Source organism: Mesorhizobium sp. M1E.F.Ca.ET.045.02.1.1 (genome assembly GCF_003952485.1).
Taxonomy (GTDB): Bacteria; Pseudomonadota; Alphaproteobacteria; order Rhizobiales; family Rhizobiaceae; genus Mesorhizobium.
In genome coordinates this window covers 4463449-4490425 of sequence record NZ_CP034447.1, presented here as the reverse complement: position 1 = coordinate 4490425, position 26977 = coordinate 4463449, and the positions used below count along the sequence as shown (strand labels likewise).

Genomic DNA, 26977 nt, shown 5'->3' with positions numbered 1-26977 from the left:
TCGCATATGATCAGTCGGGAATGATTGGTCCATCGCCTGGGCAAAGCCTCTGCCAACCAGCGCCAAGTTGATGCCTGAACCAGGTCGCCTGACGCTTGGCATATTGGCGCGTTGCGGCCTTGGCGCGTTCGATCGCCTCGGGAAAACTCATTTGTCCGGTCAAGGCAGACCGCAGCTCGCGGACCCCGATCGCTTTCATCGCTGGCAGGTCCGGAGCGAGGTCAAGCGCCATCAACTGCCTGACCTCGTCGAGCGCGCCTTTGTCGAGCATCTGGTCGAACCGCGCCTCGATGCGCGCCACCAGTTGGCCGCGATCCGGCTCGATCACCAGGAAGCGCGCGCTGTCGCGGTCGATAAGCGGTTGGCCGCGCGACGCCTGCCAATCAAGGATCGACCGCCCCGACGCATCGAGCACTTCGAGCGCCCGCACGATGCGCTGGCCGTCGGTCGGCCTGAGCTGCATGGCGACCGCCGAATCCTCGCGCATCAAAATGCGATGCAGCCGCTCGGCTCCTTGTTCCTTGAGCTCGTAGCGCCAGCGCTCGCGCACCGATGGCGGAATGTCGGGCATGTCAGAGATGCCTTCGGCCAGCGCGCGGAAATAGAGCCCCGTGCCGCCGACGAAGACGACCGGCCGTCCCGACAAAACACCTTCCGCGATCAGCCCGGTGACGTCGCGCAGCCAGGCGCCGGTGGAGTAGGCAGTCGAAGGATGCACATGGCCGTAGAGGAAATGCGGTACGCGCGCCATTTCGGCCGCGCTTGGCCGCGCCGTCAGCACGTCGAGCACCGAATAGCCCTGCATGGAGTCGGTGTTGACGATCACGCCGCCCTTGCGTTCGGCAAGATCGAGCGCCAGCGCCGACTTGCCGCTGGCTGTCGGCCCGGCTATCAGGATCGCGTTCTTCACGCGGCCTTCGCCCGCCTGACTGCCGGAATTTTCGATGTCGCTGATCGCCACGCTTGTATCCCATCCCGAAGACCGTCGAGTGTCGGCCTCGCTTGCGAATATGGCCTCGCGGGCGGCCGGCGCAAGCTCCGTTCATTGGCTGGCTGAAGGCATCGCCTGCGATCTGGTTTTGCCGGAGACGCCGGACATCGGCGTATTGACGGCCGATCTTCGCGCGGCATTGGCCTCAGAGCCGGTCGATATCATCGTCCAGCCGTCCGAAGGCAGGAGGAAGAAGATCCTGCTTGCCGACATGGATTCGACGATGATCGACCAGGAATGCATCGACGAGCTCGCCGACGAGATCGGCGTCAAGGAGCACGTCGCTGCGATCACCGCGCGATCGATGAATGGCGAGATCGCCTTCGAGCCCGCTTTGCGCGAGCGCGTCGCCTTGCTGAAGGGCCTCGACACGGCGGTGGTCGATCGCATCATCGCCAACCGGCTGACGCTGGCCGCCGGCGGCCGCGCGTTGGTGCGGACCATGCGCGCCAACGGCGCCTGGACGGCGCTGATCTCCGGCGGCTTCGACGTCTTTACCAGCCGCATCGCCGCAATGCTGGGTTTCCAGGAAAACCGCGCCAACCGGCTGATCGAGGACGGCGGCCGATTCACCGGCACAGTGGAAGAGCCGATCCTCGGGCGCGCGGCCAAGGCCGAGGCGCTGCTCGACATTGCGGCAAGGCTTGGCCTGACGACGGCCGACGCGGTTGCCGTCGGCGACGGCGCCAACGACCTCGACATGATCCGCCTCGCCGGCATCGGCGTCGCCTTGCACGCCAAGCCGACGGTAGCCGAGCAGGCCAGAGTCCGCATCGACCATGGCGACCTCACCGCCCTGCTCTATATCCAGGGCTACAAACAGGAAGAGTTTGTGCAATGAAACCCATGCGCACCGAACGTCTCATCCTGCGCAACTGGGAAGAGCGCGACCGCGAACTCTTCCACCGCATCAACTCCGATGACCGCGTCATGGAATTCTTCCCATTCCGCCGCGACCGCGCTACTGCCGACGCCATGATGGATGAGTTCCGATCCTGGATCGCCGAGGACAGCTATGGTTTTGCCGCCGCCGAGATTGCCGCCACCGGCGAGTGCATCGGCTTCGTCGGCCTCCTCGAAACCGATCATGTGCCCTCCCTGCCGGCCGGCACGATCGAGATCGGCTGGCGGCTGGCACCGGAATACTGGCGCAAGGGCTATGTCACCGAGGCGGCGGAGGCCTGGCTCGCCTACGGCTTCGAGACGCTGGGCGTCAACGAGATCGTCTCCTTCGCCGTGGCCGACAATCATCGCTCCACCGCCGTGATGAAACGCCTCGGCATGAGCGCCGACCCGGCCAGCGATTTCGACCATCCCGACATTCCGGACAGCCATCCTCATCTTAAGCGCCATGTCCTCTACAGGCTGTTGCGTGGGGATTGGCAGGTACGAAAAAGGGCGGCTCGCTAGCCGCCCTTTTCATTTAACATCAATCGGTTGCCCGGCTTGTCGGACTCAGTCCATCCGGATCGTCACGAAACGCAACTCGCCCGTCTTCGAAGCCAGCATCAGCAGCGCGTTCTTGCGGCCCTGCTCCTTTAGCGCACCGATCCGGTCCATGACGTCCTTCGGCGTGCCGACCGATTCCTGCGCGATCTCGGTGATCACCTCGCCGGGCTGGATGCCACGCTCGGCGGCGGCCGAATCCTTGGCAACGTCGGTGATCACCACACCCGACACGTCGGCCGCGATGCCGAACTTCTGCCGCGTCTGGTCGTTGAGCTCGCCGACGGTCATGCCGAGCACCGAAGCCGTGGACATCGGAGCCGCCTTGTCGCCCTTGTCCTGGTCGGTAGTCCCGTTCTCGCCGCTGGCAAGCTTCTCGCCGTCCTCGAGCCGGCCGAGAGTTACCTTCACCGTCTGCTCGACGCCCTTGCGCACGATGACGACGTCGACCGCCTTGCCGACGGGGCTTTCGGCGACGACGCGCGGCAGGTCGCGCATCTCGTGGATGTCCTTGCCGTCAAATTTGATGATGACGTCGCCGGCCTGGACCGTGCCATTGTCGACCGGCCCGCCCTTGATGACGCCGGCCACCAGCGCGCCCTTGGCGGTCGCCATGCCGAGACTCTCGGCGATGTCGTCCGTCACCGGCTGGATGCGCACGCCAAGCCAGCCGCGCCGCGTCTCGCCGTATTGGCGAAGCTGGTCGACCACGCCCGCAGCAAGCTGCGACGGAATCGAGAAACCGATGCCGATCGAGCCGCCCGACGGCGAGATGATCGCCGTGTTGATGCCGATCACCTCCCCCTCTGCGTTGAACAGCGGACCGCCGGAATTGCCGCGATTGATGGCGGCATCGGTCTGGATGAAATCGTCATAGGGGCCGGAGTTGATGTCGCGGTTGCGCGCCGAGATAATGCCGACCGTCACCGTGCCGCCGAGGCCGAACGGGTTGCCGATCGCCATCACCCAGTCGCCGACGCGCATCCTGGTCGAATCGCCGAACTTCACGGCCGTCAGCTTGTGGCCCTTCGGGTCGACCTTCAGCACCGCGACGTCGGTCTTGGTGTCGGTGCCGACGAGCGTCGCCTTCAGCGTCACGCCGTCGGAGAAATTGACCTCGATGTCGTCGGCATCGGCGATCACATGGTTGTTGGTCACGACAATGCCCTGGTCGGCGTCGATGACGAAGCCGGAGCCCAGCGACTGCACCTTCTGCCCGCCGCCGCCCTTGTCGCCGCCACGGTTTTTGAAGAAGTCGTCGAAGAAATCCTGGAAGGGCGAACCTTCGGGAAGCTGCGGCATCGGCACCGCGCCCGGGCCTTCCGTGCCTTTCACGGTTTGCGAGGTCGAGATGTTGACCACGGCGCCGAGCAGGCGTTCGGCGAGATCGGCGACCGAGGGCGGTCCGTCGGACGCGATCGTGGGCGTGACGAAAGACGGGACGGCAATTATGCCGACGACGAATGCGGTGGCGCCGGCGAAAAGCGTGCGCCGCGCCGCGCGCAACAGGGTGTCGGATATCATCGTGGCCTCCCGGTCTTTCTGAAGAGGAAAAGCGCTTCCGCAAAGGCGCCTGTCCAACTCATGTTGGCAAGAAATAAGGCACGTTTGCGGCTATAGCCATCGGCGGAAGATAAATCGTCAATCGTCGCGGCACCAAGGAAATTCGTCAGCCGCGCGCCAGCCAGACGATGCCGACGCCGATTGCGATTGCACCCAATCCGCCGACCCGCAGCACATTCTCCGGCATCGACAGCACTTCCGTCGCCAGTTTCCGGGCCAAGGCCGGGAACCCGCCATAGACCAGGCCCTCGATGACGAGGACCAGGCCGACTGCCGCGAGAAAATCCTGCACCGCCGCTACTGGGCGGTGCTGGGCTGCGGCGCCGGCACAGCCGGCGCCGACTGTTGCTCGGCCGGTTGGCCAGGCACGGGCTTGCTGCCCGGATCGCGGAAGTAGCGGAAGAACTCGGACTCCGGCGACAGCACCATGGTGGTTCCGGTGTTGTCCAGCGCGGTGCCATAAGCATTCATCGAGCGATAGAAATCGAAGAAGGCCGGATCGCGCTTGTAGGCATCCGCAAAGGTGGCGCTGCGCTGCGCCTCGCCCTCACCGCGCAGGATTTCCGATTCCTTCTGCGCCTCGGCGACGATCTCGACGACCTCGCGGTCGGCCCGGGCCCTGATGCGTTGCGCCGCCTCGTTGCCGCGTGCTCTCAGCCGCTCGGCTTCCGCCAGACGTTCGGCCTTCATGCGGTCGTAGGTCTGCTGCGAGACTTCCGCCGTCAGATCCGTCCGGCGAATGCGCACGTCCTCGATGTCGAGGCCGAGCGACGTCGCGTCGGGACGGAGCTGATCGCGCACCTCGCGCATCATGACGCCGCGCTCCTCGGAAAGTGCCGCCTCGAAGTCTCGCAGACCATAGACGCGGCGAAGCGCTGCATCGAGGCGCGTCTTCAGCCGGGCTTCGGCAAGTTCCACCTGTCCGGACACGGCCGCCCGGAAGGTGCGCGGATCGGAGATGCGATAGGCGATGAAGGCATCGACCTCGTAGAATTTGCCGCCGGAGACCTGGACGCGGATGTTGTCGAGGTCGAAGCGCATCACTTTCTTCTCGATCGTCTGAACGCTGTCGGCATCGAAGAAGGCGAACGGCGCCTTGAAATAGATGCCTGGCTCGGTCTTGACGTCGATAATCTCGCCGAATCTCAGCACGATGGCCTGCTCGCCCGCCTTGACGACGAACACCGACGAATAGAGCAGAAACAGCAGGACGGCGGCGATGACCGCGATGATGGGAAGACGGTTGGCCATCACTGGTTACCTCCCAGCACCGGCGCCGGCGGCGCCTTCGGCTGCAGTGCCGGCAGCGGCAGATAGGGAAGCACTCCCTGTCCATTGCCCGGTTCGACGACGACCTTGTTCGAGTCCTTCAGGATCCTCTCCATCGTTTCCAGATACAGGCGCTTGCGCGTCACATCGGGCGCCTTGGCGTATTCGTTGTAGACGGAGATGAAGCGCTGCGCCTCGCCTTCCGCTTCCTGCACGACACGGTTCTTGTAGGCGGCCGCGTCCTCGCGGATCTGCGCCGCTTGGCCGCGTGCTTGGCCGAGCTTCTGGTTGGAATATTGATTGGCCTGCTCGACGAACTTGTCCTCGTCCTGCTCGGCGCGTTGCACCTCGTCGAAGGCGTCGGCGACCTCGCGCGGCGGCGCCGCATCCTCGATGGAAATTGCGTTGACTTGCAGACCCGTCTTGTAGCCGTCGAGCGTGTTCTGGACGATCTCACGCACCGAAGTGGCGATCCCCTGGCGATCGTCGCGGAAAATATCCTGCGCCGGGCGCCGGCCGACGACTTCGCGCATGGCGCTTTCGGCAACCTGCGTCAGCATGCCGTCGGGATCGGAGACATCGAACAGGTAGGCCCTCGGATCGGAAACCTGATAGGCGACCGAGAACTGCACATTGACGATGTTCTGGTCGCCGGACAGCATCAGCCCGGAACCGCTGCTCGAGCCGCCGCCGATGCTGACGAGCTGCTCGGAAATCTTGGCCGTCTCGACCGTCTCGATCGGCCACCAGTGGAAATGCAGGCCTGGCTGCGAAAGCTCCGCTTTCGGCTTGCCGAAACGCAGTTCGACCGCGACTTCGTCAGGCTGCACGGTGTAGATCGCCTTGAAGGCCCAAAGCACGACGAGCGCGAGCGCAATCAGCCCGAGGACCGCCGGACTGGCGCCGCCGCCGCCCGGAAGAGCGCGTCGCAACCTGTCCTGGCCGCGGCGGATGATGTCCTCGAGGTCGGGAGGCGAACCCTGCGGGCCACTCGGCCCCCTCGGTCCCTGCCCCCAGGGTCCCTGATTGCCGCCGCCGCCCCATGGGCCGCCGCCACCGCTCTTGTCGTTCCAGGGCATGAATGTCCTTTCGCTCCGGTTCCCTCAGGCCTTGCGGCGCGATCCTAGCGCATGACCCCGAAAACCGGTACCGATTTTCGGGAAGGAATCATGCGCCAAATCAAAGTTTTACAGCGGCCTTTTACGCGTCCGGTTGGACGCGCGGCGCTGTAACATGTCGCTCTTCTATAGGGACGCCGTGACACGCTTTCAACGCGGCGTGCCGCCCGCGCTGTCCGATTTGGCTCGGCAGCGACCCTTTGTCGTCGTCACTGACCGTCGCGTCGTCTCTCGTAAACCGTGTAGCGCGTCGCGTGGCTATCCTTTTCGCCTGCGGGAAAATCCTCGGAACGGACGATCCGCCAGCTGGCCGGATCGATCGGCGGGAAATGCGCGTCGCCGTCGACCGCGGCGAGCACATGGGTGACATGCAGGCGGTCGGCGAGCGGCAGCGCCTGGGCATAGATCTCGCCGCCGCCGACGACGCATATCTCCCCGGCGCCCGCCATGCAGCGCCCGCGCACCTTGGCCAGCGTGATGGCCTCGTCGAGCGAATGGGCGACCTCGATGCCCTCGGCGTGCCAGGTCTTGTCTCGTGTCACCACGACATTCAGCCTGCCGGGCAGCGGCCGGCCGATGCCCTCATAGGTCTTGCGGCCCATGATGATCGGCTTGCCCATCGTGTCGGCCTTGAAGCGCTTGAGATCGCTGGATAGCCGCCATGGCAGGCCGCCTTCACGCCCGATCACCCCGTTCTCGGCGATGGCAACGTAGATCACGATGTCCATCAGCCGCCGTTCCCGCTATCCGACGGCTCGAGCAGCAGGATGTCGATGTCGTGCTCGGGATAAAAATCCTTGGCCGTCATCTCGAACGTCGTCGGGCCGACCTTGCGGACATTGTCGCCGCAGAAGGAAACCAGGTTCTTGGCGCTGCCCTTGTCGATGGTGAGCTTGAAGTTGCCGATGCTGCCGGACGCCCAGTTGCCGCCGGTGGTCAGGATATAAGCGATGCGGCTTTCGAAATATTTCGGGTAGCCGTCGGGATTTTCCTTCGCTGCCTTGCGCACTGCGTTCTGGAAACCCTCGTCCATGCAATAGCGGGTCTTGTAGGTGTCGTACTGCCCCTGAAATTTGCCTTCATAATAGAAGCTGACCGATGACGTGCCGCCGACGCTGGGCTTGTAGCGGTGCGAAACATGGACGGCCTTGTTGGCCGGAAAGGTCGAGCGCCACCAATAGGTCGAGCGCAACTGCCAGAACGGCGCGTAGGTGGTTTGCATGCCCGAGCCGTCATCGGCGGTATCCTCGATGATGATGCCGCGGTTTTCCCAATCCTCGGCGACGTCCTTGGGCAGCTTCGCCAGCGCCGCCTTGGCGGCATCGCCGAACGGATAGAGCGGAACCTTCTGCGCCTTGAGGTCGGCCGTGATGTCGATACCCAGCGCAAACGCCCTTTGCTCGAGCTGAGGCTTCGCGTCGACGCCGTCGATCGTCACCTCGAAGCCGAGGAAATTGTCGCTCTGCGCTTCCGGGATCGCGGGCATCTCGTTCGGATCGCCCTCGATGTCAGGCATCGGGAAAGCGACGATGGAGCTGACGTCCTTGTCGGTGTTGTTGCGGAAGACGTAGTCGACCGTCACCTTCTCCGGCGAGATGAAGAGGTCCTCGCTTTCCATGGCAACCGCATCGCTGCGCGACAGGATCAGCCCGCCGGTGCCGAGCTCGGCGACGGAATCGTTGGCGAAGGCCGGCGCGGCCAACAATGCCAGCGCTGCGGTCAGGACAGTGCGGAACATGTATCCCCCTCTCGACGGCAAACCGGGATCATCCGGATGCGCTTCCATCTAGAGCAATTCCGGGGAAAGTGTGTAGCGGTTTTCCGTCCGGAATTGCGTAAAACAATAGCTAGAGCAGTTCAGCATTTCTTCCAAACGATGGACTGCTCCAGGCTTTTCAATGGGGCGTTTCAAAGCCCTTTGCACTGGCATCCGTCTGCCCACGCCTGTCTGGACACCGCGCCCTTGATCGGGCAGGAGAACGCGTATGCGTAAGCTTCTCGTCATCGGCATCGGCGCCGGCAATCCGGAACATTTGACCGTCCAGGCCATCAACGGCCTGAACCGGGCCGATGTGCTGTTCATTCCGGACAAAGGCGCCAAAAAGAACGATCTAGCGGAACTGCGCCGGCAGATCTGCGACCGCTTCGTCACCAACCCGAAGTCGCGCCGCGTCGAATTCGATGTGCCGGTTCGGGCGGAGCCGACATCGTCCTATCGCGTGACCGTCGACGACTGGCATGAGGCGATTGCCGAAATCTATGAGGGGCTGATCCGCGACGAGCTCGCTGAAGACGGCTGCGGCGCCTTCCTGATCTGGGGCGACCCCTCTCTTTATGACAGCGCGCTGCGCATCCTGGAGCGCGTGCGCCTCAGAGGCAATGTCGATTTCAAGCTCGAAGTCATCCCAGGCATCACCGCGATCCAGGCGCTCGCCGCCGCCCACGCGACCGCGCTCAACCGCATTGGCGATTCGATCCTGGTCACCACCGGCCGCCGCCTCACTGAGGAAGGCCTGCCCGCGAATGCCGGCTCGACGGTGGTCATGCTCGACGGCAAATGCGCCTTCAACACGCTGGCCGAAAAGGATGTCTTAATCCAGTGGGGCGCCTATCTCGGCACGCCGGACGAGATCATCGTCTCCGGACGCCTCGGCGATGTCGGCGCCGAGATCGAGAAAGTGCGCGAGGAAGCCCGCCGGAAAAAGGGCTGGATCATGGACACCTATCTGCTGAGGAAGCCAGGGCAGTAAGGGAGTAAGGGAGTAAGGGAATAGGGCGTGGTCGATTTCTTGCGCGTTGAGCAGCGCTGAGACATCATTCCCCTATTCCCCTATTCCCCTATTCCCCTACTCCCCTACTCCCCTACTCCCCTATTCAGCATCGATCTCCGCCTGCAAAGCCTGCATATGCACAGCGGCGGCAGAAGCGGCCGCGCGCTCGATGGCCCTGAAGCGGCTGACGACGGCGAGGCCCACCGGCGTCAACTGCGCGCCGCCGCCCTTCTTGCCGCCGGTCTGCGCCGAAACCAGCGGCTTGCCGAACACGCGGTTCATGTCCTCGACGAGGTCCCAGGCGTGCTTGTAGGACATCTCCATGCCGCGCGCCGCGGCAGAGATCGAGCCGAAGGCGGCGATCTGCTCCAAAAGCTCGACCTTGCCCGGGCCGATCCGCCCGTCGGGATCGAGGTTTATCCGCAGGCTCAGCGACGGCATCCCTTGTCCTCCGCGGTCACGTCAAAAATACTCCCATTGCGGCCAAATCGCTATTCCAATGTAACATAGCGGTATTGCCCTTTCGTCAACCATCGGCCTCGGCCGGCAGCCCGGCCCCGGTCGTCGCGCTGTCGAAGCTCACCGTCTTGATCACGGCGAAGACCTCGCGGCCGAGTTCAAGGCGCAGGCTCTGTTTCGACTGCTCGGTGATGCGCGCCAGCACGGTCGCACCGTTGCAATCGATGGCGATTTCCACTGTGGGTCCGACGCCCGGCCTGACCGCGGCGATCGTCCCAGCCAGTATATTGAGCGCGCTGAGGCCCGCCGGCTGCTCGGTCGCGATCATGACATCGCGGGCCCGGATGCGGAGCCGCACCGGAGATCCCACCGGCCGTGCAATGCGCGGTATGCGGATGTCGCCGGCCGGCGAGCCCAACACCGTCATGCCGAAAGCCTCGTCGTGACGCAGCACCCTGGTGTCGAGCACCGCGCCGCCCTCGCCCCGTTCCTCCGCCGGCAAAAGATCCAGCCGCTGCATGATCGCCTCGGCCGGGCCGAAGGCGGCAACCTTGCCTTGCGAAAGCACCACCACGTCGCTCGCCAGCCTCGCCACCTCGGCGACGGAATGGCTGACATAGACGATCGGGATCTTCGTCTCGTCGCGCAGCCGCTCGATATAGGGCAGGATTTCGGATTTGCGCGCTTCGTCGAGCGAGGCGAGCGGTTCGTCCATCAATAAGAGCTTCGGGCTGGCAAGCAGGGCACGGCCGATCGCCACCCGCTGCTTTTCGCCGCCCGAAAGTTTCGCCGGCCGCCGGTCGAGCAGATGGCCGATGCCGAGCAGGTCGACCACCGCATCGATATTGGCGTAGCGCTCGGCAGGCGGCGTGAACCAGCGTCCGTAGCGCAGATTGCCGGCGACGCTCATATGCGGGAAGAGCCGCGCATCCTGAAAAACCATGCCGATCCGCCGCTTGTGCATCGGCACGAACATGCCGGCGGCGGTATCGATCAGCACGCGGCCGTCGACCGCGATGCGCCCCTTCTGCGGCCGGATCAGCCCGGCGACCAGGTTGATCAGCGTCGACTTGCCGGAGCCCGACGGCCCGAACAGCGCCGTGAGCCGGCCGGCGCTTTCGAAATCCGCTTCGAGCGCGAAATCGCCGAGGCGATGGCTGATGTCGACCGAGAGCGTCATTCGATGTCCATCCGCCGGCCGACGCGCCGCGCAAGGACCTCGGAGGCCACCAGCGCCACCATGGAGATGACGATCGAGATCAGCGTCAGTCTCAGCGCCCCGGCATCGCCGCCCGGCACCTGCGTGAAGGTATAGATCGCCGAGGGCAGCGTCTGCGTCTCGTTGGGGATGTTGGAGACGAAGGTGATCGTGGCGCCGAACTCGCCCATCGCCTTGGCGAAGGAGAGGATCGCGCCGGCGATCAGCCCGGGCAGGATCAGCGGCAGCGTGATGGTGGCGAAGACCCAGGGCGGATTGGCGCCGAGCGTGCCGGCGGCTGCCTCCATCTTGCGGTCGACCGCCTCGATCGACAGCCGGATCGCCCGTACCATCAGCGGAAAGCCCATCACTCCGCAGGCGAGTGCCGCACCCGTCCAGCGGAACGAAAAGACGATGCCGAAATGCTCGGCAAGGAAGGCGCCGGCGGGGCCACGCTTGCCGAACGTCAGCAGCAGCAGATAGCCGGTCACCACCGGCGGCAGGATCAGCGGCAGATGCACCAGCCCGTTGAGCAAGGTCTTGCCCCAGAACCGCCCGCGGGCGAGCAGCAGCGCGATCAGGACGCCGGGCGGCAGGCTGGCGAGCATCGCCACCGTTGCCACCTTGATCGACAGCCGGACCGCATTCCATTCGTCGGGAGTGAGGTCCAGCAGCCAACTCATATGCGGTGTAAGGTCTCTCTCAGTTGCTCGCAGCGAGCACCGTAAACCCCTGTTCCTTGAAGAGCGCGGCAGCCTTGGCCGACTCGACGCACTTCAGGAAGGCAGCCGTATCCTTGTCCTTCGAATCCGCCGTCTGGGCAATCGGGTAGATGATCGGCGGATGCGAATCCTCGGGGAAGGTTCCGACAACCTTCACGCCCTTATCGGCATGCGCGTCGGTGGCGTAGACGATGCCGAGCGCGGCCTCGCCCGTCGACACCAGCTTCAGCGCGGCGCGCACGTTCTCGGCTTGCGCGACCTTGCCTTCGATCGAGGACCAGACGCCCAGCGATTCCAGCGCCGCCTTGCCGTATTTGCCGGCCGGCACAGCCTTGACGTCACCCATTGCGAGCCTGCTGTCGCCGATGAGCTTGGCGAGATCGAAGCCTTTCTCGACCTTCGCCTCGACCTTGGAGTCCTTCGGCGCCACCAGCACGATCTGGTTGCCGAGCAGCTTCACTTCGGTGTCCGGTTTGGTCAGCTTCTTGTCGGAAAGATATTTCATCCAGTCGAGGTCGGCCGAGATGAAGACATCGGCAGGCGCGCCGCCTTCGATCTGCTTGGCCAGCGCCGAGCTTGCCGCATAGGAAATGGTCGCCGCTTCGCCGACCTCCGGCTCGCAGGCCTTGTTGGCCGCATCGAGCGCGTCCTTGAGGCTCGCCGCGGCGAACACGACCACCTTGTCGTCGGCACGGGCCGCCGGCACGGCCGCCATCAACGCTGCCGCCAGTCCGCCGATGGCGAACGCCTTCAAGCCAAAGCCCTTGCCCGTCATGAAACCTCCCTGTTGAAAGTCCGTTCAGCTCAATGCCTTTGACCGATATATCCAGATGAACATAACAATGGAAGGCTTTTTAGCCTCGGGACCATTGTTAGGCGGGATCCTCCCAGCCTACGATGAAGCCCATTCGATACAGCGAAGGAGAGGCACATGAAGATCAGCGCCCGCAATATCCTGAAGGGCAAGGTCACCGAGATCGTCAAGGGAGCGACCACCTCGCATGTCAGGATCGACATCGGCGGCGGCGCCATCGTCACCGCTTCGATCACCAATGAAGCGGTTGCGGACCTCGCGCTCGAAAAAGGCAAGCAGGCCTACGCGGTGATCAAAGCGTCCGACGTCATGGTCGGGATCGATTGATGCTGGCGCGCCCCGCGTGGTGCGGGGGTGAGGCCCCTACACTGCAATAGGCGCCTTGATGCTGGCGTCGGCAAAATAGTTCTCGAGGCGGAAATCCTCGAAGCGGAAGGCGAAGAGATCCTTCACCTCCGGATTGATCCACATCGTCGGCAGCGGTTTCGGCGTGCGCCGCATCTGCTCGCGCGCCTGCTCGAAATGGTTCGAATAAAGATGCGCGTCGCCGAGCGTGTGGACGAAGTCGCCGGGCTTCAGCCCGGTGACCTGCGCCACCATCATGGTCAGCAAGGCGTAGGAAGCGATGTTGAACGGCACGCCGAGGAAGATGTCGGCCGAGCGCTGGTAGAGCTGGCAGGAGAGCCGGCCCTCCGAGACGTAGAACTGGAACAGGCAGTGGCAGGGCGGCAGCGCCATCGCCTCCACCTCGGCCGGGTTCCAGGCCGAGACGATCAGCCGGCGCGAATTGGGATTCTTGCGTATCTCCTTGAGAAGGCCCGCGATCTGGTCGATCCCGCCGCCATGCCCGTCCGGCCAGGAGCGCCACTGCTTGCCGTAGACAGGCCCCAGGTCACCGTTCTCGTCGGCCCATTCGTCCCAGATGGTGACGCCGTTGTCGTTGAGATATTTGATGTTGGTGTCGCCGGCCAGGAACCACAGAAGCTCGTGGATGATCGACTTCAGGTGCAGCTTCTTGGTGGTGGTGACCGGGAAACCGCGCGAAAGGTCGAAGCGCATCTGGTAGCCGAACACCGAGCGCGTGCCGGTGCCGGTGCGGTCGCCACGGTCGGCGCCGTTTTCCAGCACATGCTTCAACAGGTCGAGATATTGGCGCATCGGCTCCGCCTCGATTCGGATGACAGATGATCATAACCGACTGGCCGTCGGTCGAACACCGTAAAGCCCGTCACAAATGTGGATCGTGCGCCGGAGAATCCAGGGCGCGCCGACACGACGGCGTGCCGGCTACCGACGGCCACGCTCAGAGAGAACCCAGCTTGCCCAGATCCTTCGCCACCAGGTAGTAGAAGGTCACGCGGCTCTTGGTGTTGTCGGCGGCCATCGCCTTGCAGACTTTCTCGATCGAGGCGTCGGCCTTGGCGGCATCGGCGATGCCGAGCTTCTTGCCGACCCAGTTCTCCCGAACGCGCTCGAGTTCCTTCGGGTCGGTGCAGGACACCAGCGCGGAATCGCGGTTCCTGAGTGCGATGCCCAGATGCTTGACGATCTTCTCGACCGCGTCGGCGCTAACGCCGGCATCGTATTTCTTCACATCCGCAAGATAGTCGGCCATCAAACTTCCCCTCGTCGGCGCCACGGATCCGGTCAATGAGGCTTGTGGCGCGCCGCGCAAGCTGTGCGCTAGGTCAGAGATTCCTCATCGCCGGCGGAGCTTCGATTGAGTAAGCGCGCAAGTCAACCCTCGGCTGTCGAGTTTGGCGCCGGGGACAAGTGCCGGTTTGGCCTTCCATTTTCCATGATCGGTCCCTATATTCTTTTCGTCGGCTTGACCGACTATGGCGATAAACAGGCGATGAAATAAGCCGTTCGGACCCGGGGGCGGTACCCGGCGCCTCCACCAAAAACCGCTCTGGTCGACGGAGCGGCTTTTGCTGGGGGCGAAATAGGATCGACGAAGGTGTAAAGATCGTACTTTTGCCCGGCATTGTACCACCGTCATCGGGCTAAACTTATAGTTGCCAACGACAACTATGCGGAAGCTCGTCTCGCTGCTTAATGCAGTGCGAACGCTTCGAATCAAGCCCTAGAGGTTCGCACTTCTAGGCGGGGTTCGGAGGTACCTGGCAACAGAAACCTCCACCTTCCCCCCTCTTTGCTTTCATCCGAACTCGACCGAACGGCCAAGGCTCGTCCGGCGCGCATGCGCCATCCTGCCCTCGACGTGGCCGGATTGTCATCGACGTGAAAAAGGCCGGGCAAGCCCGGCCTTTTTCGATCTTTTGTGGGTTCTCTTACTCCGCGGGCGCTTCGACCGCTTCGCGCGCTCGGCCGAGTGTAAGCTTGGCTAGGCTGAACGAGATCACCGCGCAAAGCGTGATGCCGGCAACCATGGGCAGCGGCGTGCCGTCGAAGAAGATGCCGGCGACGCCCATCGCCAGCGCGCCGATGGCGAAGTGCAGCGTGCCCATCAGCGCCGAGGCGGTGCCGGCGATCTCGCCATGCTCTTCCATCGCCAGCACCGAGGTGGTCGGGATGACCAGGCCGAGGAAGCCGTAGCCGACGAAGAGCAGCGCCGCCATCACGTCGAGCCGGTCGACGCCCGAAGCCATGATCGCGAACAGCGCCACCATCACCGTGGCGTAGCCGGTGACCGCCACCCAGACGACCCGCTTCAAGCCAAAGCGATCGGCCAGCATTCCGGTCAGCTGCGACATGCCGATGAAGGCGACCGCATTGATCGAGAAGAACACGCTGTAGACCGACGGCGACAGGCCGTAATGGCCGATCAGGATGAAGGACGAGCTCGACAGGTAGACGAAGAAGCTCGCAATGCCGAAGCCGGCGATCGCCGTCAGGCCGAGAAAGTTGCGGTCACCCATCAGATAGCGGTAGCCGGCCAGCGCCGTGCCGAAGGACGAGTTGGCGCGCTCCTCGACCGACCGCGTCTCGTTCAGCGAGGTGGCGAGCAGGATGGTGGCTAAAGCCGCGGCACCCGTGACCGTCCAGAACACGGCGCGCCAGCCGAAACTCTCGATGATCTGGCTGCCGGTCAGCGGCGCCAGGATCGGCGACACCGAGAAGACGAGCATCAAGAGCGACATCAGCTTGGCCGCCTCGTTGCCGGTGTGCAGGTCGCGCACGATGGCGCGCGGCATGGCCATGCCAGCACTGGCGCCGAGCCCCTGCAGGAAGCGGAACGCGATCAGCCACTCGATATTGGGCGCAGTGGCCGAGCCGACGCCGCCGACCATGAACAGTGCAAGGCCGGCATAGAGCGGCAGCTTGCGTCCGACCATGTCGGAGATTGGTCCGACGACGATCTGGCCGAAACCCATCGACAGGAAGAAGATCAAGAGGCTCATCTGCACGGCAGCGGTGCCGGCCTTGAGATCCTCACCGATCGAGGGCAGCGCGGGAAGATACATATCGATGGCGAACGGTCCGATTGCGGACAACAAGCCGAGCACGACCGCGATGCGGAGGAATTTGGGACTCATGATAGGGCTTCTTTCGGATCTGGTTGCCGCCGAGGTCCGGCGTCTACCCAAGGACGTTCCATCCCGCGGAAATCCGACATCCAAGAGCGAACTTGTTCGTCTCAAGAGCGAATTCATTCGTCTCAAGAGCGAATTCACTCGTCTCTCTCGGGAGCGGATTTCCCTTTATTGTGTCCACAAATTTAGACAGGCTTGTCCAATTCGTCAATCACCGCTATATAGATTTTGATGAAGCTCGGCGTTTCTCCTGACACTTTCCCGCCACGCAGCCATGAGGCCAAGCGCATATCGGTGGTCGACGCCGCGGCTTCGGTTTTCTGCCGGGAGGGTTATGCCGGCGCCAACATCGACCTGATCGCGGCCGAGGCCGGCGTTTCGCGCCAGACCGTCTACAATCACCATGGTGACAAGGAAAAGCTATTCATGGCCGTCGTGCGCGACCTGACGGAGCGCTGCAACGCCGGCATCTTCGCCACCATAGCCACCTTTCCGGACCAGCCCGCCGATCTCGAATCCGATCTCGTCGCCTTTGCGGTGCGCATGAACCGCAACTGCGTCTGCAACCGCGACGGCCGGTTCCTGCGCAAGCTGATCCAGGCCGAGGGCGAGCGCTATCCGGAACTTTTCGCCGAGTGGCGCGAACAGGGGCCGGGCCGCACATGGTCGGCGCTTGCCGCCCGCTTCGCGCGCCTCGCTTATGCCGGGCATCTGTCGATCGACGATCCGGACGTGGCGGCGCGCCAGTTCTTCGCTCTGGTCAATGCCGAGCTGCAAATAACCTTCATGCTCGGCGGCATGCCGACGGAAGACGAGGTCCTGCGCTCGGCCACCAACGGCGTGCGCACCTTCCTCCGCGCCTTCGGCCTGCGGAAAGCAGCGTCCGTCAAGCAGGCCGCCCTCGCCCACGCCTGAGCGATCAAATCGCCGCCATTCCCCTTGGCCTCGGCGTTAGGCGCCTATATGCGGTTTACGCCGCGCCCAAGCTTGATTACAGCTATGCGGACGATTCAACGGAACCCGACCGTCACATGGCCGACGACCACATCCGCTACGACATTCTGGCCCAGGAGGCCCTGCGCGGCGTCATGCGCAAGGTCCTGGCCGAAGTCGCGCGCACCGGCCTTCCCGGCAACCATCATTTCTTCATCACCTTCCTGACCGGCGCGCCCGGCGTGCGCATATCCTCGCGGCTGCGCGAGCGCTATCCGGAGCAGATGACCATTGTCATCCAGTTCCAGTATTGGGACCTGAAAGTGACCGATACCGGCTTCGAAGTGGGACTCTCCTTCTCCGACGTGCCTGAGAAGCTGGAGATCCCCTTCTCCGCCGTGCGCGGTTTCTACGACCCTTCGGTGAATTTCGAGCTCGAATTCGACGTCAAGGCGGAGAATGCCGCGGAAGATGACGATGCCGCGCCGGCCTCGGAGCCGCTCGCAGTCGTGACCGAAAAGAAACCGGAATCGAAGAAGAAGACGGCCGAGGCCGAAAAGAAGCCGGCTGTCGCCGACACCAGCGGCAAGAGCGCCGACGTGGTTTCGCTCGACGCCTTCCGCAAGAAGTGAACCGGTGAGATGGGCGAGGTCGTCAATCTCCGCCGGGCCCGCAAGCAGAAAGCGCGCATCGAGAAGGAACGCCTGGCCAGTGAGAACCGGGCGCTGCATGGCCGCTCCAAGGCCGAGCGCGAACGTGACCGGGTGACCTCCGACAGGACGGAAAAATTCATCGACGGCCATCGCCGAGAAAAGCCCGGCGATCCGGACGGACGCTGAGCGCCTCCGATGGCCGCGGTCGAAAAACGTTCGGTAACAATCCGCGGTCACCGCACCAGCTTCTCCCTGGAGCAGCCTTTCTACGATGACCTCGTCACGATCGCGGCGCAGCGATCGATTTCGCTCGCGGCCCTGGTCGCGGAGATCGACGAGACGCGGACCCGCGACGCGAATCTGTCCTCCGCGCTCAGGCTCTACGTGCTGGCCTGGGCAAAACGCGGCAAGGCTTCCTGAGATGAATCGCTTCAGGCGGTGTGGAGAATTCGCGAGCTTCCTGACTGGATGAGTCTCAGCCGCCGTCCAGCGACTTCAAAAGATTGTCGATCGTGAACGGATTGGCCTTGGGCTTCGGCGGCTCCGGCGCTGAACTGTCGTTGACGCCTGGAAGCGACCGGTCGACCTTTGGCGTTTGCTGGGCCGCCTTACGCTGGGCTTCCAGCTTTGCCTGTTCAGCCTTCTTGCGATCCGCTTCGGCTTGAGCCTTGGCCGCCTCATCGGCAGCCCGTTGTTCTGCCTCGGCTTTCGCTTCCGCATCCGCTTTGGCTTTCGCTTCCGCCTCCGCTTTGGCGCGCGCTTCCGCCTCGGCCTGAGCCTTGGCATCGGCCTCCGCCTTGGCTTTCGCCTCTTCTTCCGCTTTGGCCTGCGCCTCAGCTTCCGCCTTTGCCTGTGCCTCCGCCTCGGCTTTCGCCTTGGCCTCAGCCTCGGCCTTCTGCCGCGCCTCTTCCTCCTGCCGGCGCAATTCTTCGGCCGCCCGGTCGCGCTCGGTCTGCAGCGCGGCGTAGTAGCGCGCCTCGCGCCGCAGCCTCTGCTTCTCGAGCAGCGCCGCCTGCATTGCCTCGACCCGCTGCTGTTCCTTCTCCAGCGCGCGCTGGGTCAGGAACTGCGCCAGCGGTTCGCTGTCGAACTGACGCGTCGTCGCACCGAGCGGACCGGCGAGGCTGAAATTCACGGCCGGCGCGGAACCGACCAGCGCCTCGTCGCCGGGACGATAGGTAATCGCGCCCCTTGCTGAAACGGTGCTTGTGTTGATGTCGGCGGTTACGTCGGCCGTCAGCATCGCCGCTGGATTGTCTAGGCTGATCGGCGGCGCGCGCAGCGTCCCATTGGCAACGGTGAAGGCAATATCGCTGTCACCTGCCGCGAAACGGCCCTCCCCGGCGATCTCAGGCGCGAAGCCGGCAGTCTTGGCGGCGTCGATATCGCGCCCGATCGCGTCGGCCCTGGCAATGATGGCGGCAAAGGCGTCGGGATTGATACCCGTGATGTTCAAGCCTTTCAGCGCCGCGGTGCCTGACCCGGACAAGGCGGCAATCATCGCATCGACCGACTTGCCGCTGGTCGACAGCGCCGCGGAAATATCGCCGCTGCCGCTGACGCCCGAACCCGGCAGCACGGAAAGATCACCGCCGGCCAGCTTCAACTGACCCGAAAACAGACCGGTGCCTTCCGTGTTCTTGAGTTCGAACAGCCCGGTCAGCGCACCGCCATAGAGCGTGGCCTTGAGGTTCGAGACATGGATGCCTTCCTGGTCGAGCTTCAGCGACAAGGCCGCGTCATGCGCGGTGGCGAACGGCCCGGCGGCAAGGGCGGCCGTATCGAGATCGAGATCGGCACTGAACGGCAGGGTCGACTTTTGGCTGAACGGCGCGGTCGGCCAGCCGCTCTTGTCGGATGTGAAGGACTGGTCCCCGAACAGCGACACCGCCAGCGGGTCGAGATCGAGTTCGTCGAGCGCCAGCGCGCCCGCGAGATGCGGCAGCCCATCTTTCATGTCGACATTGACGTCGCCGGACACTGCGGCCTTGTTGATCGCGCCGGTGAGCCCGCTCAGCACCAGAAGCCCATTGCCGAAATCGGCATCGGCGGCCAGCGATGCCGAAGTGCCGGTTCCCATGCCGGGCAGCCCGACGCCTGTCGTCATCAGCCACGGCTCGATATCGGCGGCGTCGAGATTGACCTTGCCCTTCGCCGTGGCGCCTTGCTGTGTCTCGGCGACGGTACCGTCAAAGCTCGCCCTGAAATCGTCGGCCGTCAGGTTGAAGCTGGTCGCCAGACCGCCGCCCAGCGAGCCTTTCGCCGAGAGATCCGTGGTCGCCTGTCCGAGCATGCCGAGAGGCAGCGCCGGCAATCCGTAAAGCGCGAGCAACGTGGCAGCGTTCTCGTTGCGGGCATTGAAGGTCAGCGATACCGGCGCATCGAGAAGCCGATCTGTCGTCCCCTTGCCAGAAAGCGAGGCCGAAAAGGCGGAGCCTCCGGCCTTGCCTTGCGCGGAGAGCGCGAGCCCCGTCGTGCCGTCGCCATTGTCGGCGGCACTCGTGACCAGGTCGATACGGGCATCCTGGAACAGTTCGGGATAGGCGGCCGCACGAGCAGCCAGGCCCTTCAGAAGCTGATTGTCCGGATAGTGTCGCGCCGCGACGTCGATCAGCGGCTTCAGATCCACGGCCACGACGGAAGCGTCGAGCTTGCCGGTCGGGCTTTCCGGAAAATCCTTGACGCGCCCGGTGGCGCTGATCGATGCGCCGGCAAGCCCGCCGACCGAGAGCCGGTCGATTTCGAGCAGACCCTGACGGAGCCTCAATGCGGTATCCACCGTGTCGGCAGTCAATCCGCCGGCGCTGACCGGGCCTGCCTTGATCTGGAAATCGAGGTCGCGGTCGGAGAACCGGTTGGCGCCCTTGTCGCTGACGAAGATCGAAGCGAAGGCCGCCAGCCCGTCGACATCGAGATCGCCGCCTTCCAGCCGCATCAGCACCGAGGGCCTCGCATCCTCTGGCTGGGTGGAATCGATGCTGCCCGAGAACTTCGCCTTGCCGAGGATGAGCTCGAGATCGCTGAAGGACTGGCGGTTCTCGCTGAGATCGACCTTGGCCTTGAAGCCCGCCGCCGGCAACCGGCGGATCGCATCGTCGACATCCTTCGACAGCCAGGCGGCGAAGCCGGACGGCTGCCCGACAGCAAGAAGCAGCGAGCCGGTGAAGCCGAAGCGGTCCTCGACGCTCAGCATGCCGTCGGCTTCGAGCGTCGCGCGGCCGGGCAGCGTCGCGGCAAGCGACTTCACCGACCAGCCGCCCTCGACCGGCTCGGCCGAGAGCCGCACGTCGCGCACCGTGGTGTCGCCCGCCACCACCGCCGGCAGCCTGACCTCGACCGTGCCCGGTATCGTCGGCTTCGGCATGTGCAGCAGCGTCTGCTCGAACGCCGCGATGCGTTGATCGAGCGTCAGCCCGGTTCCCGCGGATGCGCCCACCGCCTCGTCGAACTGCACCTGGGCGCCGCTGGCCTCGATCGAAAAATGCGGCTTCAGGCCGAGATCGACCGAGGCCTTGCCGTCTGCGGTGTAGGGATTGTCGAGTGGCCCGGTCTCGAAGCGGAACTCGTCCACGTTGAGTTTTTGGTGGTCGAGCGCGAATTTGCCGTTCAGCCGGAAGCCGGGATCGGGCTTGCCGGCGCTGACCTTCACGGGCTCGCCGTCGGTGCCGCGCAGCGTGGCCGAGTTTCTGTCGGCCCCATTCTTGTTGGAGGCCGAAACCTTGAACTGGCCGGAATAGACCGCCGCGCCCTTGACGATGCCGGCGTTGCCGTCGGTCTCAATGATCAGCGGATAGGCATCGGGATCCGCCTTCAGCCTGAGCCGCATCTGGCCGTCCGGCTCCACCTTGCCGGTCGAGGCCGAGACGTCCGTGCGCAGGCCGTCGAAGCGCAGCGTGCCGTCCATCCGCCAGGGGCCGGCGAGCGACTTGGCCGAAATGGTCGAGTTGATCTCGGAAATCAGGTGGCTGCGGGCACCAGCGGCATGGCGCAGTTCGATTTGTCCTTCGGTCACTGTCAGCTTCTCGATCGCGATCTGGTTCGGATCGAACGGCGTTGTCGGGCGTATCGCCCAGTCGACCGTGCCGTCGCCGGCGACGTCGATGGTCGCCTTCGGATGAACCAGCCGCATGTCGAAGATGAGCAGCTCGCCGCGCAGGAAAGGCGCAAGCTCCGCATCCATGGAGAAGGTCTCCATCGTCATTGCCAGCTGGCCGCCAGGGCCGCCGGCGACCTCGACGTTGGAGAAGGTCACCGACGGGAAAGGCAAAAGCCGCGCCGTCGCATCGCCTTTCACTGTCACCTTGCGGCCAAGGATGGTGCTCGCCTCGCGTTCGAAATCGGCGCGGTAGCCGGTCCAGTCGATAAAATACGGCACCACCAGCGCCGCGCACAGCACCAGCACGAACAGGCCACCGAAGATCACGAACAGGCGTGCGAGCATCTGCTCCAGAGCGTAGGATTAAAGTCAGCCGCACTCTACCCGCATCCGCGTGTCGATAAAGAGGCAATTCGCCGGTGTCGGCGCGCAATCGAGAGCAGCATCCGCGGTTGCGCGATCGCTCGCGGTCGCGATATCTTTTTGGAGCACACGCTACCCCGAGCGGCCAAGCGCCGGTCGCGATCATCCCCACCGAAACGCGGAGCATTCCCGATGTCAGGCAAGAACTGGGACAGGGTCCCGATCGATGCGCAAAGCGTCGATGCTCCGCTGTCGCTCGCCGCGGTTTTTCTCGTCGTCACGGTCGGCGGCGATAGGGCGGCGCTCTCGAAGGTGGCCTCGGTGCTCGGCCAGCTTGACGATCTCGTCAAGAATGTCGGCTTCCGTGACCTGTCCGGCCGATTGTCGTGCATCGCCGGCATCGGTCACGAGCTATGGGCGCGTCTCTCACCGGACGGGCGGCCGCGCGAACTGAAACCCTTTGCGCCGATCGACGGACCGGTCCATTCGGCGCCATCCACGCCGGGCGATCTCCTCTTCCATATCCGTGCTGAACGCTCCGACATGTGCTTCGAGTTCGAACGCATCCTGCTCAGCAGCCTGGGTGGCAGCGTGACGGTCGTCGACGAGGTCACCGGCTTTCGCTATTTCGACGCGCGCGACCTGCTGGGCTTCGTCGACGGGACGGCCAACCCGACCGGCCTCGACCTGCCGGCTTCGGCCCTTATCGGCGACGAGGATGCCGATTTCGCCGGCGGCAGTTATGTCGTCGTCCAGAAATATCTGCACGATCTCGGTTCCTGGGCGGAAACGCCGACGCATGTCCAGGAGGAGATCATCGGCCGCACCAAGATCGACAACATCGAGATCGATGACGACGACAAGCCGCGCAAGTCGCACAAGTCGCTCGCCACGATCGAGGACGACGCCGGCAACGAATACGACATCCTACGCGACAACATGCCTTTCGGCCGGCCAGGGCAGAAGGAGTTCGGAACCTACTTTATCGGCTACACCCGTTATCTGTGGGTAATCGAAAAGATGCTGCAGCGCATGTATGTCGGCGAACCGCCGGGCGCCTATGACCGGCTGCTCGACTTCTCGACGCCGCACACCGGCACGACTTTCTTCGCGCCGACCCGACCCATGCTGCAGAAGCTTGCGGAGCCGCAATAGCGCCTGGCCGCCGGATCACCCTGCCGGCAAGATCTTGCCCGGGTTCATGATGTTCAGCGGATCGAGCGCCTGCTTGATCGTGCGCATGACATCGACACCGTGGCCGAGCTCATGACGCAGGAAGCCGACCTTGCCCTGGCCGATGCCATGCTCGCCGGTGCAGGTGCCTTCCATGGCGATCGCGCGCATGTTGAGCCTGGCGACGAATTTTTCCGCGAGCGCGATTTCCTGCGGATTGTCGACATCCATCAGCACCAGCACATGGAAATTGCCGTCGCCGGCATGGCCGACGATCGGCGCGATCAGGCCCATTTCGGCAATGTCGGCCTCGGTTTCGGTGACGCATTCGGCGAGCCGCGAGATCGGCACGCAGACATCGGTCGAAAGCCCCTTGGCGCCGGGGCGGAGCGTCAGCGAAGACCAATAGGCGTCGTGCCGCGCCTTCCAGAGCTTCGTGCGCTCCTCCGCGACGCTGGTCCACAGGAACGGCCCGCCGCCATTTTCCTCGGCTATCATGCCGAAGGTTTCGGCCTGTTCGGCGACGCCCGCGTCGCTGCCGTGGAATTCGACGAACAGGCACGGGCTCTCGGGATAGTCGAGCTTGGAATAATTCTTCATCGCCCGCATCTGCAACGCGTTGACCAGTTCGATGCGTGCCACCGGGATGCCCATCTGGATGGTCGCAATCACCGTGTTGCAGGCTGCCTCAAGACTCGGAAAAGGACAGACGCCGCCGGAGATCGCCTGCGGAATGCCCTGGAGTCTCAGCGTCAGCGAGGTGATGATGCCGAGCGTGCCTTCCGAGCCGATCAGCAGCCGCGTCAGGTCATAGCCGGCCGAGCTTTTCTTTGCCCGCTTGCCGGTCGTCACCGCCTCGCCGTCCGCCATCACGGCGGTCAGTGACAGGACGTTTTCGCGCATGGTGCCGTAGCGCACGGCGTTGGTGCCCGACGCGCGCGTTGCCGCCATGCCGCCGAGCGAGGCGTTGGCACCGGGATCGATCGGGAAGAACAGGCCGGTGTCGCGCAGATGCCGGTTGAGGTCCTCGCGCGTCACGCCGGGCTCGACCGTGCAGTCGAGATCCTGCGGATTGACCGACAGGATGCGGTTCATGCGCGAGGTGTCGATCGAGATGCCGCCGCCCGGCGCATTGGTGTGCCCTTCGAGCGAGGAGCCGACGCCGAAGGCGATGACCGGCACGCGATGCGCGGCGCAGGCGCGCACGATCTCCTGCACCTCGGCTGTGCTCTCCACGAAGGCGACGCCGTCCGGCGCCTGGGTCGGGATATAGGTGGTGGTGTGCGCGTGCTGGCTGCGGATCGCCTCTCCGGTCTGGAAACGCTCGCCAAACTGTTGCTTGAGGATGCCGAGCACGGCGGCGATGCCTTCCTCGTTGCGCTCGACGGGATTGAGGTCGCTCAAAGCCATGATTTCCTCCGCGAATGGACCAGCGGCCACTCTTGTAATGCAGCTATGGATGATGCCTAAAGCAATTCCAGGAAAAGTGTGAAGCGGTTTTCCGTCCGGAATTGCGCCAAACAACGAGAACCGCACCAGCCACGCCCTGTCCAGCGACGATCAAGGAAAACCAGATGACGATGCCCGCGCCGATCATTTCCAAGCCGATGGCGATCGAGAAGGACTGGATCGACTATAACGGCCATCTCAACATGGCCTACTACAACGTGCTGTTCGACCGCTGCTCGGACGAAGCGTTCGAGTTGATGGGCATGGGACCGAACTACGCCAAGGAACGGCGCCTCACCATCTACACGGCGGAAGTCCATGTCTGCTACGTGCAGGAGCTGCATCTCGACCATAAGGTGAAGGTCTCTTTCCAGCTCATCGACCATGACGAGAAGCGGCTGAGAGCCTATCAGGAAATCCGCCATGTCGACGGCTGGCTGGCCGCAACGTCCGAGCAGCTTGCGCTGCATGTCGACATGGCCGGACCGAAGGTCGCCCCCTTCCCGGCCGATGTGATGGCGCAGATTGAAGCCATGCGCGCCGCCCATGCCGCGCTGCCGATGCCGGAGCGCGCCGGCCGCTCGATCGGCATCAAACGCAAGAGCGCTTGAAAAGCGGCGCGCCCGCGTTAACCTTACCAAGGTTTTAACGTGAACAAGCCACTTGAGTCCGTTGAACGACTCAGTGGACGGTTCGAAAACCGCCGTACCGGGTTACGCGCGGGCGGCAGGCGGAATGCGGCGCGAGGACAGTGCATGAAAACCGACATCAAGGTCGAAGTGGAGCGGTTGGTGGCCGATCCGCGCATCACCGACTACGATTTCTGGCGATCGCTGAAGAACGTCAACAACGAGATCTTCCATATCGCCAACAACAACGAGCCCATACCCTTCGACATGATCCGCTGGCGCGCGATTCTGAAACAGGCGCGCATGAGGCGGGGGCATACCGAGCCCTCAGCGCTCCCTTAAACCGCCGAGCGGCGAGCGCGGCTCGACCGGCGACGACTGGATGATGGCGGTGTTGGTCATCGCATAGGGGATGATCTTGTCGATCACCCGCTCCAGCTCGGCCACGGAGCCGACATGGGCGAGCGCGATGAAGCAATCCTCGCCGGTCACCCGGTCGCACTGCGCGATTTCCGGCAGCTCGCGGATGATCTCCGCCACAATGGAAAGCTGCCCGGGCACCGGTCTGATCCTGAGCCATGCCGACAGCTTCATGCCGAGCGCCGCCGGATTGATCCTCACCGTATAGGCCTCGATCACGCCATTCTCCTGCAGCTTGCGGATGCGCTCGGCCACGCTCGGCGCCGAGAGCCCGACGGTCCGCGCAAGCTCAGCCGTGCTGGTGCGGGCATCCTTCTCCAGGAGCCGTAGGATTTTCAGGTCGGCCGCATCCAGATCGGCATTTTCATTTCGAAGGCGTTTCAAGAGAATTATCTTTCTTTGGAAAGTGAACGGCTATCAAGGCCGTTCATCGCCCATATCAACCGCGAAGTTCGCCTGCGATAATGATCCTATGAATTCTGAAGCGCAAGTTCGTGGAACGAACCAGGCCAGTGGCGACATCAACGCTGCGCGCCCTGCCCTCGCCGGGCTGGCCAAAGCGCTGCCGCCGCATGTCTGGTTTTGCGTCAGCGCGGTCTTCCACTATCTCGGACCGGCCTTCGCCGTGCTGCTGTTCGCTCAGGTCGGCGTGCTCGGCATGGCCTGGCTGCGCATCGCCACGGCCGCGCTCGTCTTCGCGCCGCTCACCAAGCCGTGGCAGGTTTTCGCGCGCGCCGACCGCTCGGCACGGCTCCTGCTGTTGGCCTTCGGCGCCTGCCTGGCGGTGATGAACTGCGCGTTCTATCTGGCGCTCGACCGCCTGCCGATCTCGCTGGTCGCCGCGATCGAATTCGTCGGCACGATCGGCGTCGCGCTGGTCGGCCTCAGGAGCCGGCGCAATGTCGCAGCGCTGGCCATCGCCGTCGCCGGCACCTTGCTGCTGATCGATATCAAATGGTCCAGCGACCCGGTCGGCCTGTTCTGGGCCTTTTTGAACGGCGCGCTGTTCGTCGGCTACATCGTGCTGGGCCACCGCATCGCCCAGACCGGCATCGGCATCACAGGTCTCGGCACCGCCATGGCGATCGCCTTCCTCGTCGTGCTGCCGGTGGGCTTCAGCGAGGCGCTGCCCGCTTTTTCGGCCCCGCAACTGCTCGTCGCCGCGATCGGCGTTGGCATCTGCTCCTCGGTTATCCCTTACATCTGCGACCAGCTCGCCATGGCGCGGCTGCCGCGCGCCAGCTTCGCTTTGATGCTCTCGCTCTTGCCGCTCACCGCGACGCTGATCGGCGTCATCGTGCTCAGACAAGTTCCGAGCCTCACTGACTGCCTCGGCATTGCGCTGGTCGTGGTGGGCGTGGCCATGCACAAGCCGGCGCAGGAGTGATCCGCCGACGGTGTCGTTTGCAGGCC

General features: G+C 64.1%; 29 protein-coding genes and 1 other RNA gene. 13 read left to right on the top strand and 17 right to left on the bottom strand.

The window, feature by feature from the left end; genetic code table 11:
* Positions 1-10: 10 nt before the first annotated feature.
* Entirely contained in the window at positions 11-955 is a 945-nt protein-coding gene (gene miaA, locus EJ070_RS21565; RefSeq protein ID WP_126095856.1) for a tRNA (adenosine(37)-N6)-dimethylallyltransferase MiaA, read from the bottom strand.
* Here miaA and serB point away from each other — a divergent pair.
* On the top strand, positions 945-1832 hold the full coding sequence (serB, locus tag EJ070_RS21560) for a phosphoserine phosphatase SerB (RefSeq protein WP_126093150.1): 888 nt from the start codon (positions 945-947) through the stop codon (positions 1830-1832). The two genes, miaA and serB, sit on opposite strands and share 11 nt — an antisense overlap.
* Complete coding sequence (locus tag EJ070_RS21555) at positions 1829-2401, top strand: GNAT family N-acetyltransferase (protein WP_126093149.1); 573 nt, start codon at positions 1829-1831, stop codon at positions 2399-2401. The genes serB and EJ070_RS21555 overlap by 4 nt, the downstream gene beginning before the upstream one ends.
* A gap of 45 nt (positions 2402-2446) precedes the next feature.
* On the opposite strand, the gene EJ070_RS21550 is transcribed toward EJ070_RS21555, so the two are convergent.
* The 6 genes from EJ070_RS21550 to EJ070_RS21525 form a co-directional block, all read right to left on the bottom strand.
* A complete protein-coding gene (locus EJ070_RS21550; protein ID WP_126093148.1) occupies positions 2447-3961 on the bottom strand; it encodes a DegQ family serine endoprotease in 1515 nt (504 codons plus the stop codon).
* A 145-nt stretch (positions 3962-4106) separates the two neighbouring features.
* A complete protein-coding gene (locus EJ070_RS21545) occupies positions 4107-4292 on the bottom strand; it encodes a DUF2065 domain-containing protein (protein ID WP_126093147.1) in 186 nt (61 codons plus the stop codon).
* Positions 4293-4297: 5 nt separating this feature from the next.
* Positions 4298-5251 (bottom strand): protease modulator HflC, encoded by a 954-nt coding sequence (locus EJ070_RS21540; protein ID WP_126093146.1) that lies wholly within the window; start codon positions 5249-5251, stop codon positions 4298-4300.
* Positions 5251-6348 (bottom strand): FtsH protease activity modulator HflK, encoded by a 1098-nt coding sequence (gene hflK, locus EJ070_RS21535; protein ID WP_126093145.1) that lies wholly within the window; start codon positions 6346-6348, stop codon positions 5251-5253. Before hflK ends, EJ070_RS21540 begins: the two co-directional genes overlap by 1 nt.
* 248 nt (positions 6349-6596) lie before the next feature.
* Positions 6597-7115 carry a dihydrofolate reductase gene (locus EJ070_RS21530; protein WP_126093144.1) on the bottom strand — a complete coding sequence of 173 codons (519 nt, stop codon included), beginning with the start codon at positions 7113-7115 and terminating at the stop codon, positions 6597-6599.
* Positions 7115-8125, bottom strand: coding sequence for a DUF4424 domain-containing protein (locus EJ070_RS21525; protein ID WP_126093143.1), 1011 nt, complete (start codon positions 8123-8125; stop codon positions 7115-7117). The genes EJ070_RS21530 and EJ070_RS21525 overlap by 1 nt, the downstream gene beginning before the upstream one ends.
* Before the next feature lie 247 nt (positions 8126-8372).
* On the opposite strand from EJ070_RS21525, the gene cobF reads away from it, so the two are divergent.
* Positions 8373-9137, top strand: coding sequence for a precorrin-6A synthase (deacetylating) (gene cobF, locus EJ070_RS21520; RefSeq protein WP_126093142.1), 765 nt, complete (start codon positions 8373-8375; stop codon positions 9135-9137).
* A gap of 120 nt (positions 9138-9257) precedes the next feature.
* Here the strand turns inward: cobF and EJ070_RS21515 are convergent, their stop codons facing one another.
* From EJ070_RS21515 to modA, 4 genes are all read right to left on the bottom strand, one after another.
* A complete protein-coding gene (locus EJ070_RS21515) occupies positions 9258-9599 on the bottom strand; it encodes a winged helix-turn-helix domain-containing protein (protein WP_126093141.1) in 342 nt (113 codons plus the stop codon).
* 85 nt (positions 9600-9684) lie between these two features.
* Positions 9685-10797, bottom strand: coding sequence for a molybdenum ABC transporter ATP-binding protein (gene modC, locus EJ070_RS21510; protein WP_126093140.1), 1113 nt, complete (start codon positions 10795-10797; stop codon positions 9685-9687).
* Complete coding sequence (gene modB / locus EJ070_RS21505) at positions 10794-11498, bottom strand: molybdate ABC transporter permease subunit (RefSeq protein ID WP_126093139.1); 705 nt, start codon at positions 11496-11498, stop codon at positions 10794-10796. Before modB ends, modC begins: the two co-directional genes overlap by 4 nt.
* A gap of 19 nt (positions 11499-11517) precedes the next feature.
* Complete coding sequence (modA, locus tag EJ070_RS21500; RefSeq protein ID WP_126093138.1) at positions 11518-12312, bottom strand: molybdate ABC transporter substrate-binding protein; 795 nt, start codon at positions 12310-12312, stop codon at positions 11518-11520.
* A 156-nt stretch (positions 12313-12468) separates the two neighbouring features.
* On the opposite strand from modA, the gene EJ070_RS21495 reads away from it, so the two are divergent.
* The gene (locus EJ070_RS21495; RefSeq protein WP_126093137.1) at positions 12469-12678 is read left to right on the top strand and encodes a molybdopterin-binding protein; all 210 of its coding nucleotides are present in this window, start codon (positions 12469-12471) and stop codon (positions 12676-12678) included.
* A 36-nt stretch (positions 12679-12714) separates the two neighbouring features.
* Here the strand turns inward: EJ070_RS21495 and EJ070_RS21490 are convergent, their stop codons facing one another.
* The gene (locus EJ070_RS21490) at positions 12715-13509 is read right to left on the bottom strand and encodes a thymidylate synthase (protein WP_126093136.1); all 795 of its coding nucleotides are present in this window, start codon (positions 13507-13509) and stop codon (positions 12715-12717) included.
* Positions 13510-13654: 145 nt separating this feature from the next.
* On the bottom strand, positions 13655-13966 hold the full coding sequence (locus tag EJ070_RS21485) for a DUF2853 family protein (protein WP_126093135.1): 312 nt from the start codon (positions 13964-13966) through the stop codon (positions 13655-13657).
* Positions 13967-14134: 168 nt separating this feature from the next.
* Here EJ070_RS21485 and ssrA point away from each other — a divergent pair.
* Positions 14135-14495: a transfer-messenger RNA gene (gene ssrA / locus EJ070_RS21480) on the top strand.
* Positions 14496-14645: 150 nt separating this feature from the next.
* Here the strand turns inward: ssrA and EJ070_RS21475 are convergent.
* A complete protein-coding gene (locus tag EJ070_RS21475) occupies positions 14646-15851 on the bottom strand; it encodes a multidrug effflux MFS transporter (RefSeq protein WP_126093134.1) in 1206 nt (401 codons plus the stop codon).
* Between the two features lie 228 nt (positions 15852-16079).
* On the opposite strand from EJ070_RS21475, the gene EJ070_RS21470 reads away from it, so the two are divergent.
* From EJ070_RS21470 to EJ070_RS21455, 4 genes are all read left to right on the top strand, one after another.
* A complete protein-coding gene (locus tag EJ070_RS21470; RefSeq protein ID WP_126093133.1) occupies positions 16080-16763 on the top strand; it encodes a TetR/AcrR family transcriptional regulator in 684 nt (227 codons plus the stop codon).
* Between the two features lie 116 nt (positions 16764-16879).
* A complete protein-coding gene (locus EJ070_RS21465) occupies positions 16880-17413 on the top strand; it encodes an SspB family protein (RefSeq protein WP_126093132.1) in 534 nt (177 codons plus the stop codon).
* Positions 17414-17422: 9 nt separating this feature from the next.
* Positions 17423-17620 (top strand): DUF4169 family protein, encoded by a 198-nt coding sequence (locus tag EJ070_RS21460; protein WP_126093131.1) that lies wholly within the window; start codon positions 17423-17425, stop codon positions 17618-17620.
* Positions 17621-17629: 9 nt separating this feature from the next.
* Positions 17630-17854 (top strand): ribbon-helix-helix domain-containing protein, encoded by a 225-nt coding sequence (locus EJ070_RS21455; RefSeq protein ID WP_126093130.1) that lies wholly within the window; start codon positions 17630-17632, stop codon positions 17852-17854.
* A gap of 55 nt (positions 17855-17909) precedes the next feature.
* Here the strand turns inward: EJ070_RS21455 and EJ070_RS21450 are convergent, their stop codons facing one another.
* The gene (locus tag EJ070_RS21450) at positions 17910-21875 is read right to left on the bottom strand and encodes an AsmA-like C-terminal region-containing protein (protein WP_126093129.1); all 3966 of its coding nucleotides are present in this window, start codon (positions 21873-21875) and stop codon (positions 17910-17912) included.
* A gap of 210 nt (positions 21876-22085) precedes the next feature.
* Here EJ070_RS21450 and EJ070_RS21445 point away from each other — a divergent pair, with 210 nt between their 5' ends.
* On the top strand, positions 22086-23048 hold the full coding sequence (locus EJ070_RS21445; protein WP_126093128.1) for a Dyp-type peroxidase: 963 nt from the start codon (positions 22086-22088) through the stop codon (positions 23046-23048).
* 15 nt (positions 23049-23063) lie between these two features.
* On the opposite strand, the gene EJ070_RS21440 is transcribed toward EJ070_RS21445, so the two are convergent.
* A complete protein-coding gene (locus EJ070_RS21440) occupies positions 23064-24476 on the bottom strand; it encodes an FAD-linked oxidase C-terminal domain-containing protein (RefSeq protein WP_126093127.1) in 1413 nt (470 codons plus the stop codon).
* 164 nt (positions 24477-24640) lie between these two features.
* On the opposite strand from EJ070_RS21440, the gene EJ070_RS21435 reads away from it, so the two are divergent.
* Positions 24641-25126 carry a thioesterase family protein gene (locus EJ070_RS21435; RefSeq protein WP_126093126.1) on the top strand — a complete coding sequence of 162 codons (486 nt, stop codon included), beginning with the start codon at positions 24641-24643 and terminating at the stop codon, positions 25124-25126.
* A 144-nt stretch (positions 25127-25270) separates the two neighbouring features.
* The gene (locus tag EJ070_RS21430; protein ID WP_126093125.1) at positions 25271-25486 is read left to right on the top strand and encodes a hypothetical protein; all 216 of its coding nucleotides are present in this window, start codon (positions 25271-25273) and stop codon (positions 25484-25486) included.
* Here EJ070_RS21430 and EJ070_RS21425 read toward each other — a convergent pair.
* The gene (locus tag EJ070_RS21425; RefSeq protein WP_126093124.1) at positions 25472-25948 is read right to left on the bottom strand and encodes an Lrp/AsnC family transcriptional regulator; all 477 of its coding nucleotides are present in this window, start codon (positions 25946-25948) and stop codon (positions 25472-25474) included. The genes EJ070_RS21430 and EJ070_RS21425 overlap by 15 nt on opposite strands.
* 88 nt (positions 25949-26036) lie before the next feature.
* Here EJ070_RS21425 and EJ070_RS21420 point away from each other — a divergent pair, with 88 nt between their 5' ends.
* Complete coding sequence (locus EJ070_RS21420) at positions 26037-26951, top strand: DMT family transporter (protein WP_126093123.1); 915 nt, start codon at positions 26037-26039, stop codon at positions 26949-26951.
* Positions 26952-26977 lie beyond the last annotated feature (26 nt).

Bases quoted from the DNA above. Each gene is read 5' to 3' on its own strand.
- serB (WP_126093150.1), top strand. From the start codon at position 945: ATGTCGCTGATCGCCACGCTTGTATCCCATCCCGAAGACCGTCGAGTG.
- EJ070_RS21555 (WP_126093149.1), top strand. From the start codon at position 1,829: ATGAAACCCATGCGCACCGAACGTCTCATCCTGCGCAACTGGGAAGAG.
- EJ070_RS21550 (WP_126093148.1), bottom strand. From the start codon at position 3,961: ATGATATCCGACACCCTGTTGCGCGCGGCGCGGCGCACGCTTTTCGCC.
- EJ070_RS21540 (WP_126093146.1), bottom strand. From the start codon at position 5,251: ATGGCCAACCGTCTTCCCATCATCGCGGTCATCGCCGCCGTCCTGCTG.
- hflK (WP_126093145.1), bottom strand. From the start codon at position 6,348: ATGCCCTGGAACGACAAGAGCGGTGGCGGCGGCCCATGGGGCGGCGGC.
- EJ070_RS21530 (WP_126093144.1), bottom strand. From the start codon at position 7,115: ATGGACATCGTGATCTACGTTGCCATCGCCGAGAACGGGGTGATCGGG.
- EJ070_RS21525 (WP_126093143.1), bottom strand. From the start codon at position 8,125: ATGTTCCGCACTGTCCTGACCGCAGCGCTGGCATTGTTGGCCGCGCCG.
- cobF (WP_126093142.1), top strand. From the start codon at position 8,373: ATGCGTAAGCTTCTCGTCATCGGCATCGGCGCCGGCAATCCGGAACAT.
- EJ070_RS21515 (WP_126093141.1), bottom strand. From the start codon at position 9,599: ATGCCGTCGCTGAGCCTGCGGATAAACCTCGATCCCGACGGGCGGATC.
- modC (WP_126093140.1), bottom strand. From the start codon at position 10,797: ATGACGCTCTCGGTCGACATCAGCCATCGCCTCGGCGATTTCGCGCTC.
- modB (WP_126093139.1), bottom strand. From the start codon at position 11,498: ATGAGTTGGCTGCTGGACCTCACTCCCGACGAATGGAATGCGGTCCGG.
- modA (WP_126093138.1), bottom strand. From the start codon at position 12,312: ATGACGGGCAAGGGCTTTGGCTTGAAGGCGTTCGCCATCGGCGGACTG.
- EJ070_RS21495 (WP_126093137.1), top strand. From the start codon at position 12,469: ATGAAGATCAGCGCCCGCAATATCCTGAAGGGCAAGGTCACCGAGATC.
- EJ070_RS21490 (WP_126093136.1), bottom strand. From the start codon at position 13,509: ATGCGCCAATATCTCGACCTGTTGAAGCATGTGCTGGAAAACGGCGCC.
- EJ070_RS21485 (WP_126093135.1), bottom strand. From the start codon at position 13,966: ATGGCCGACTATCTTGCGGATGTGAAGAAATACGATGCCGGCGTTAGC.
- EJ070_RS21475 (WP_126093134.1), bottom strand. From the start codon at position 15,851: ATGAGTCCCAAATTCCTCCGCATCGCGGTCGTGCTCGGCTTGTTGTCC.
- EJ070_RS21470 (WP_126093133.1), top strand. From the start codon at position 16,080: ATGAAGCTCGGCGTTTCTCCTGACACTTTCCCGCCACGCAGCCATGAG.
- EJ070_RS21465 (WP_126093132.1), top strand. From the start codon at position 16,880: ATGGCCGACGACCACATCCGCTACGACATTCTGGCCCAGGAGGCCCTG.
- EJ070_RS21460 (WP_126093131.1), top strand. From the start codon at position 17,423: ATGGGCGAGGTCGTCAATCTCCGCCGGGCCCGCAAGCAGAAAGCGCGC.
- EJ070_RS21455 (WP_126093130.1), top strand. From the start codon at position 17,630: ATGGCCGCGGTCGAAAAACGTTCGGTAACAATCCGCGGTCACCGCACC.
- EJ070_RS21450 (WP_126093129.1), bottom strand. From the start codon at position 21,875: ATGCTCGCACGCCTGTTCGTGATCTTCGGTGGCCTGTTCGTGCTGGTG.
- EJ070_RS21445 (WP_126093128.1), top strand. From the start codon at position 22,086: ATGTCAGGCAAGAACTGGGACAGGGTCCCGATCGATGCGCAAAGCGTC.
- EJ070_RS21440 (WP_126093127.1), bottom strand. From the start codon at position 24,476: ATGGCTTTGAGCGACCTCAATCCCGTCGAGCGCAACGAGGAAGGCATC.
- EJ070_RS21435 (WP_126093126.1), top strand. From the start codon at position 24,641: ATGACGATGCCCGCGCCGATCATTTCCAAGCCGATGGCGATCGAGAAG.
- EJ070_RS21430 (WP_126093125.1), top strand. From the start codon at position 25,271: ATGAAAACCGACATCAAGGTCGAAGTGGAGCGGTTGGTGGCCGATCCG.
- EJ070_RS21420 (WP_126093123.1), top strand. From the start codon at position 26,037: ATGAATTCTGAAGCGCAAGTTCGTGGAACGAACCAGGCCAGTGGCGAC.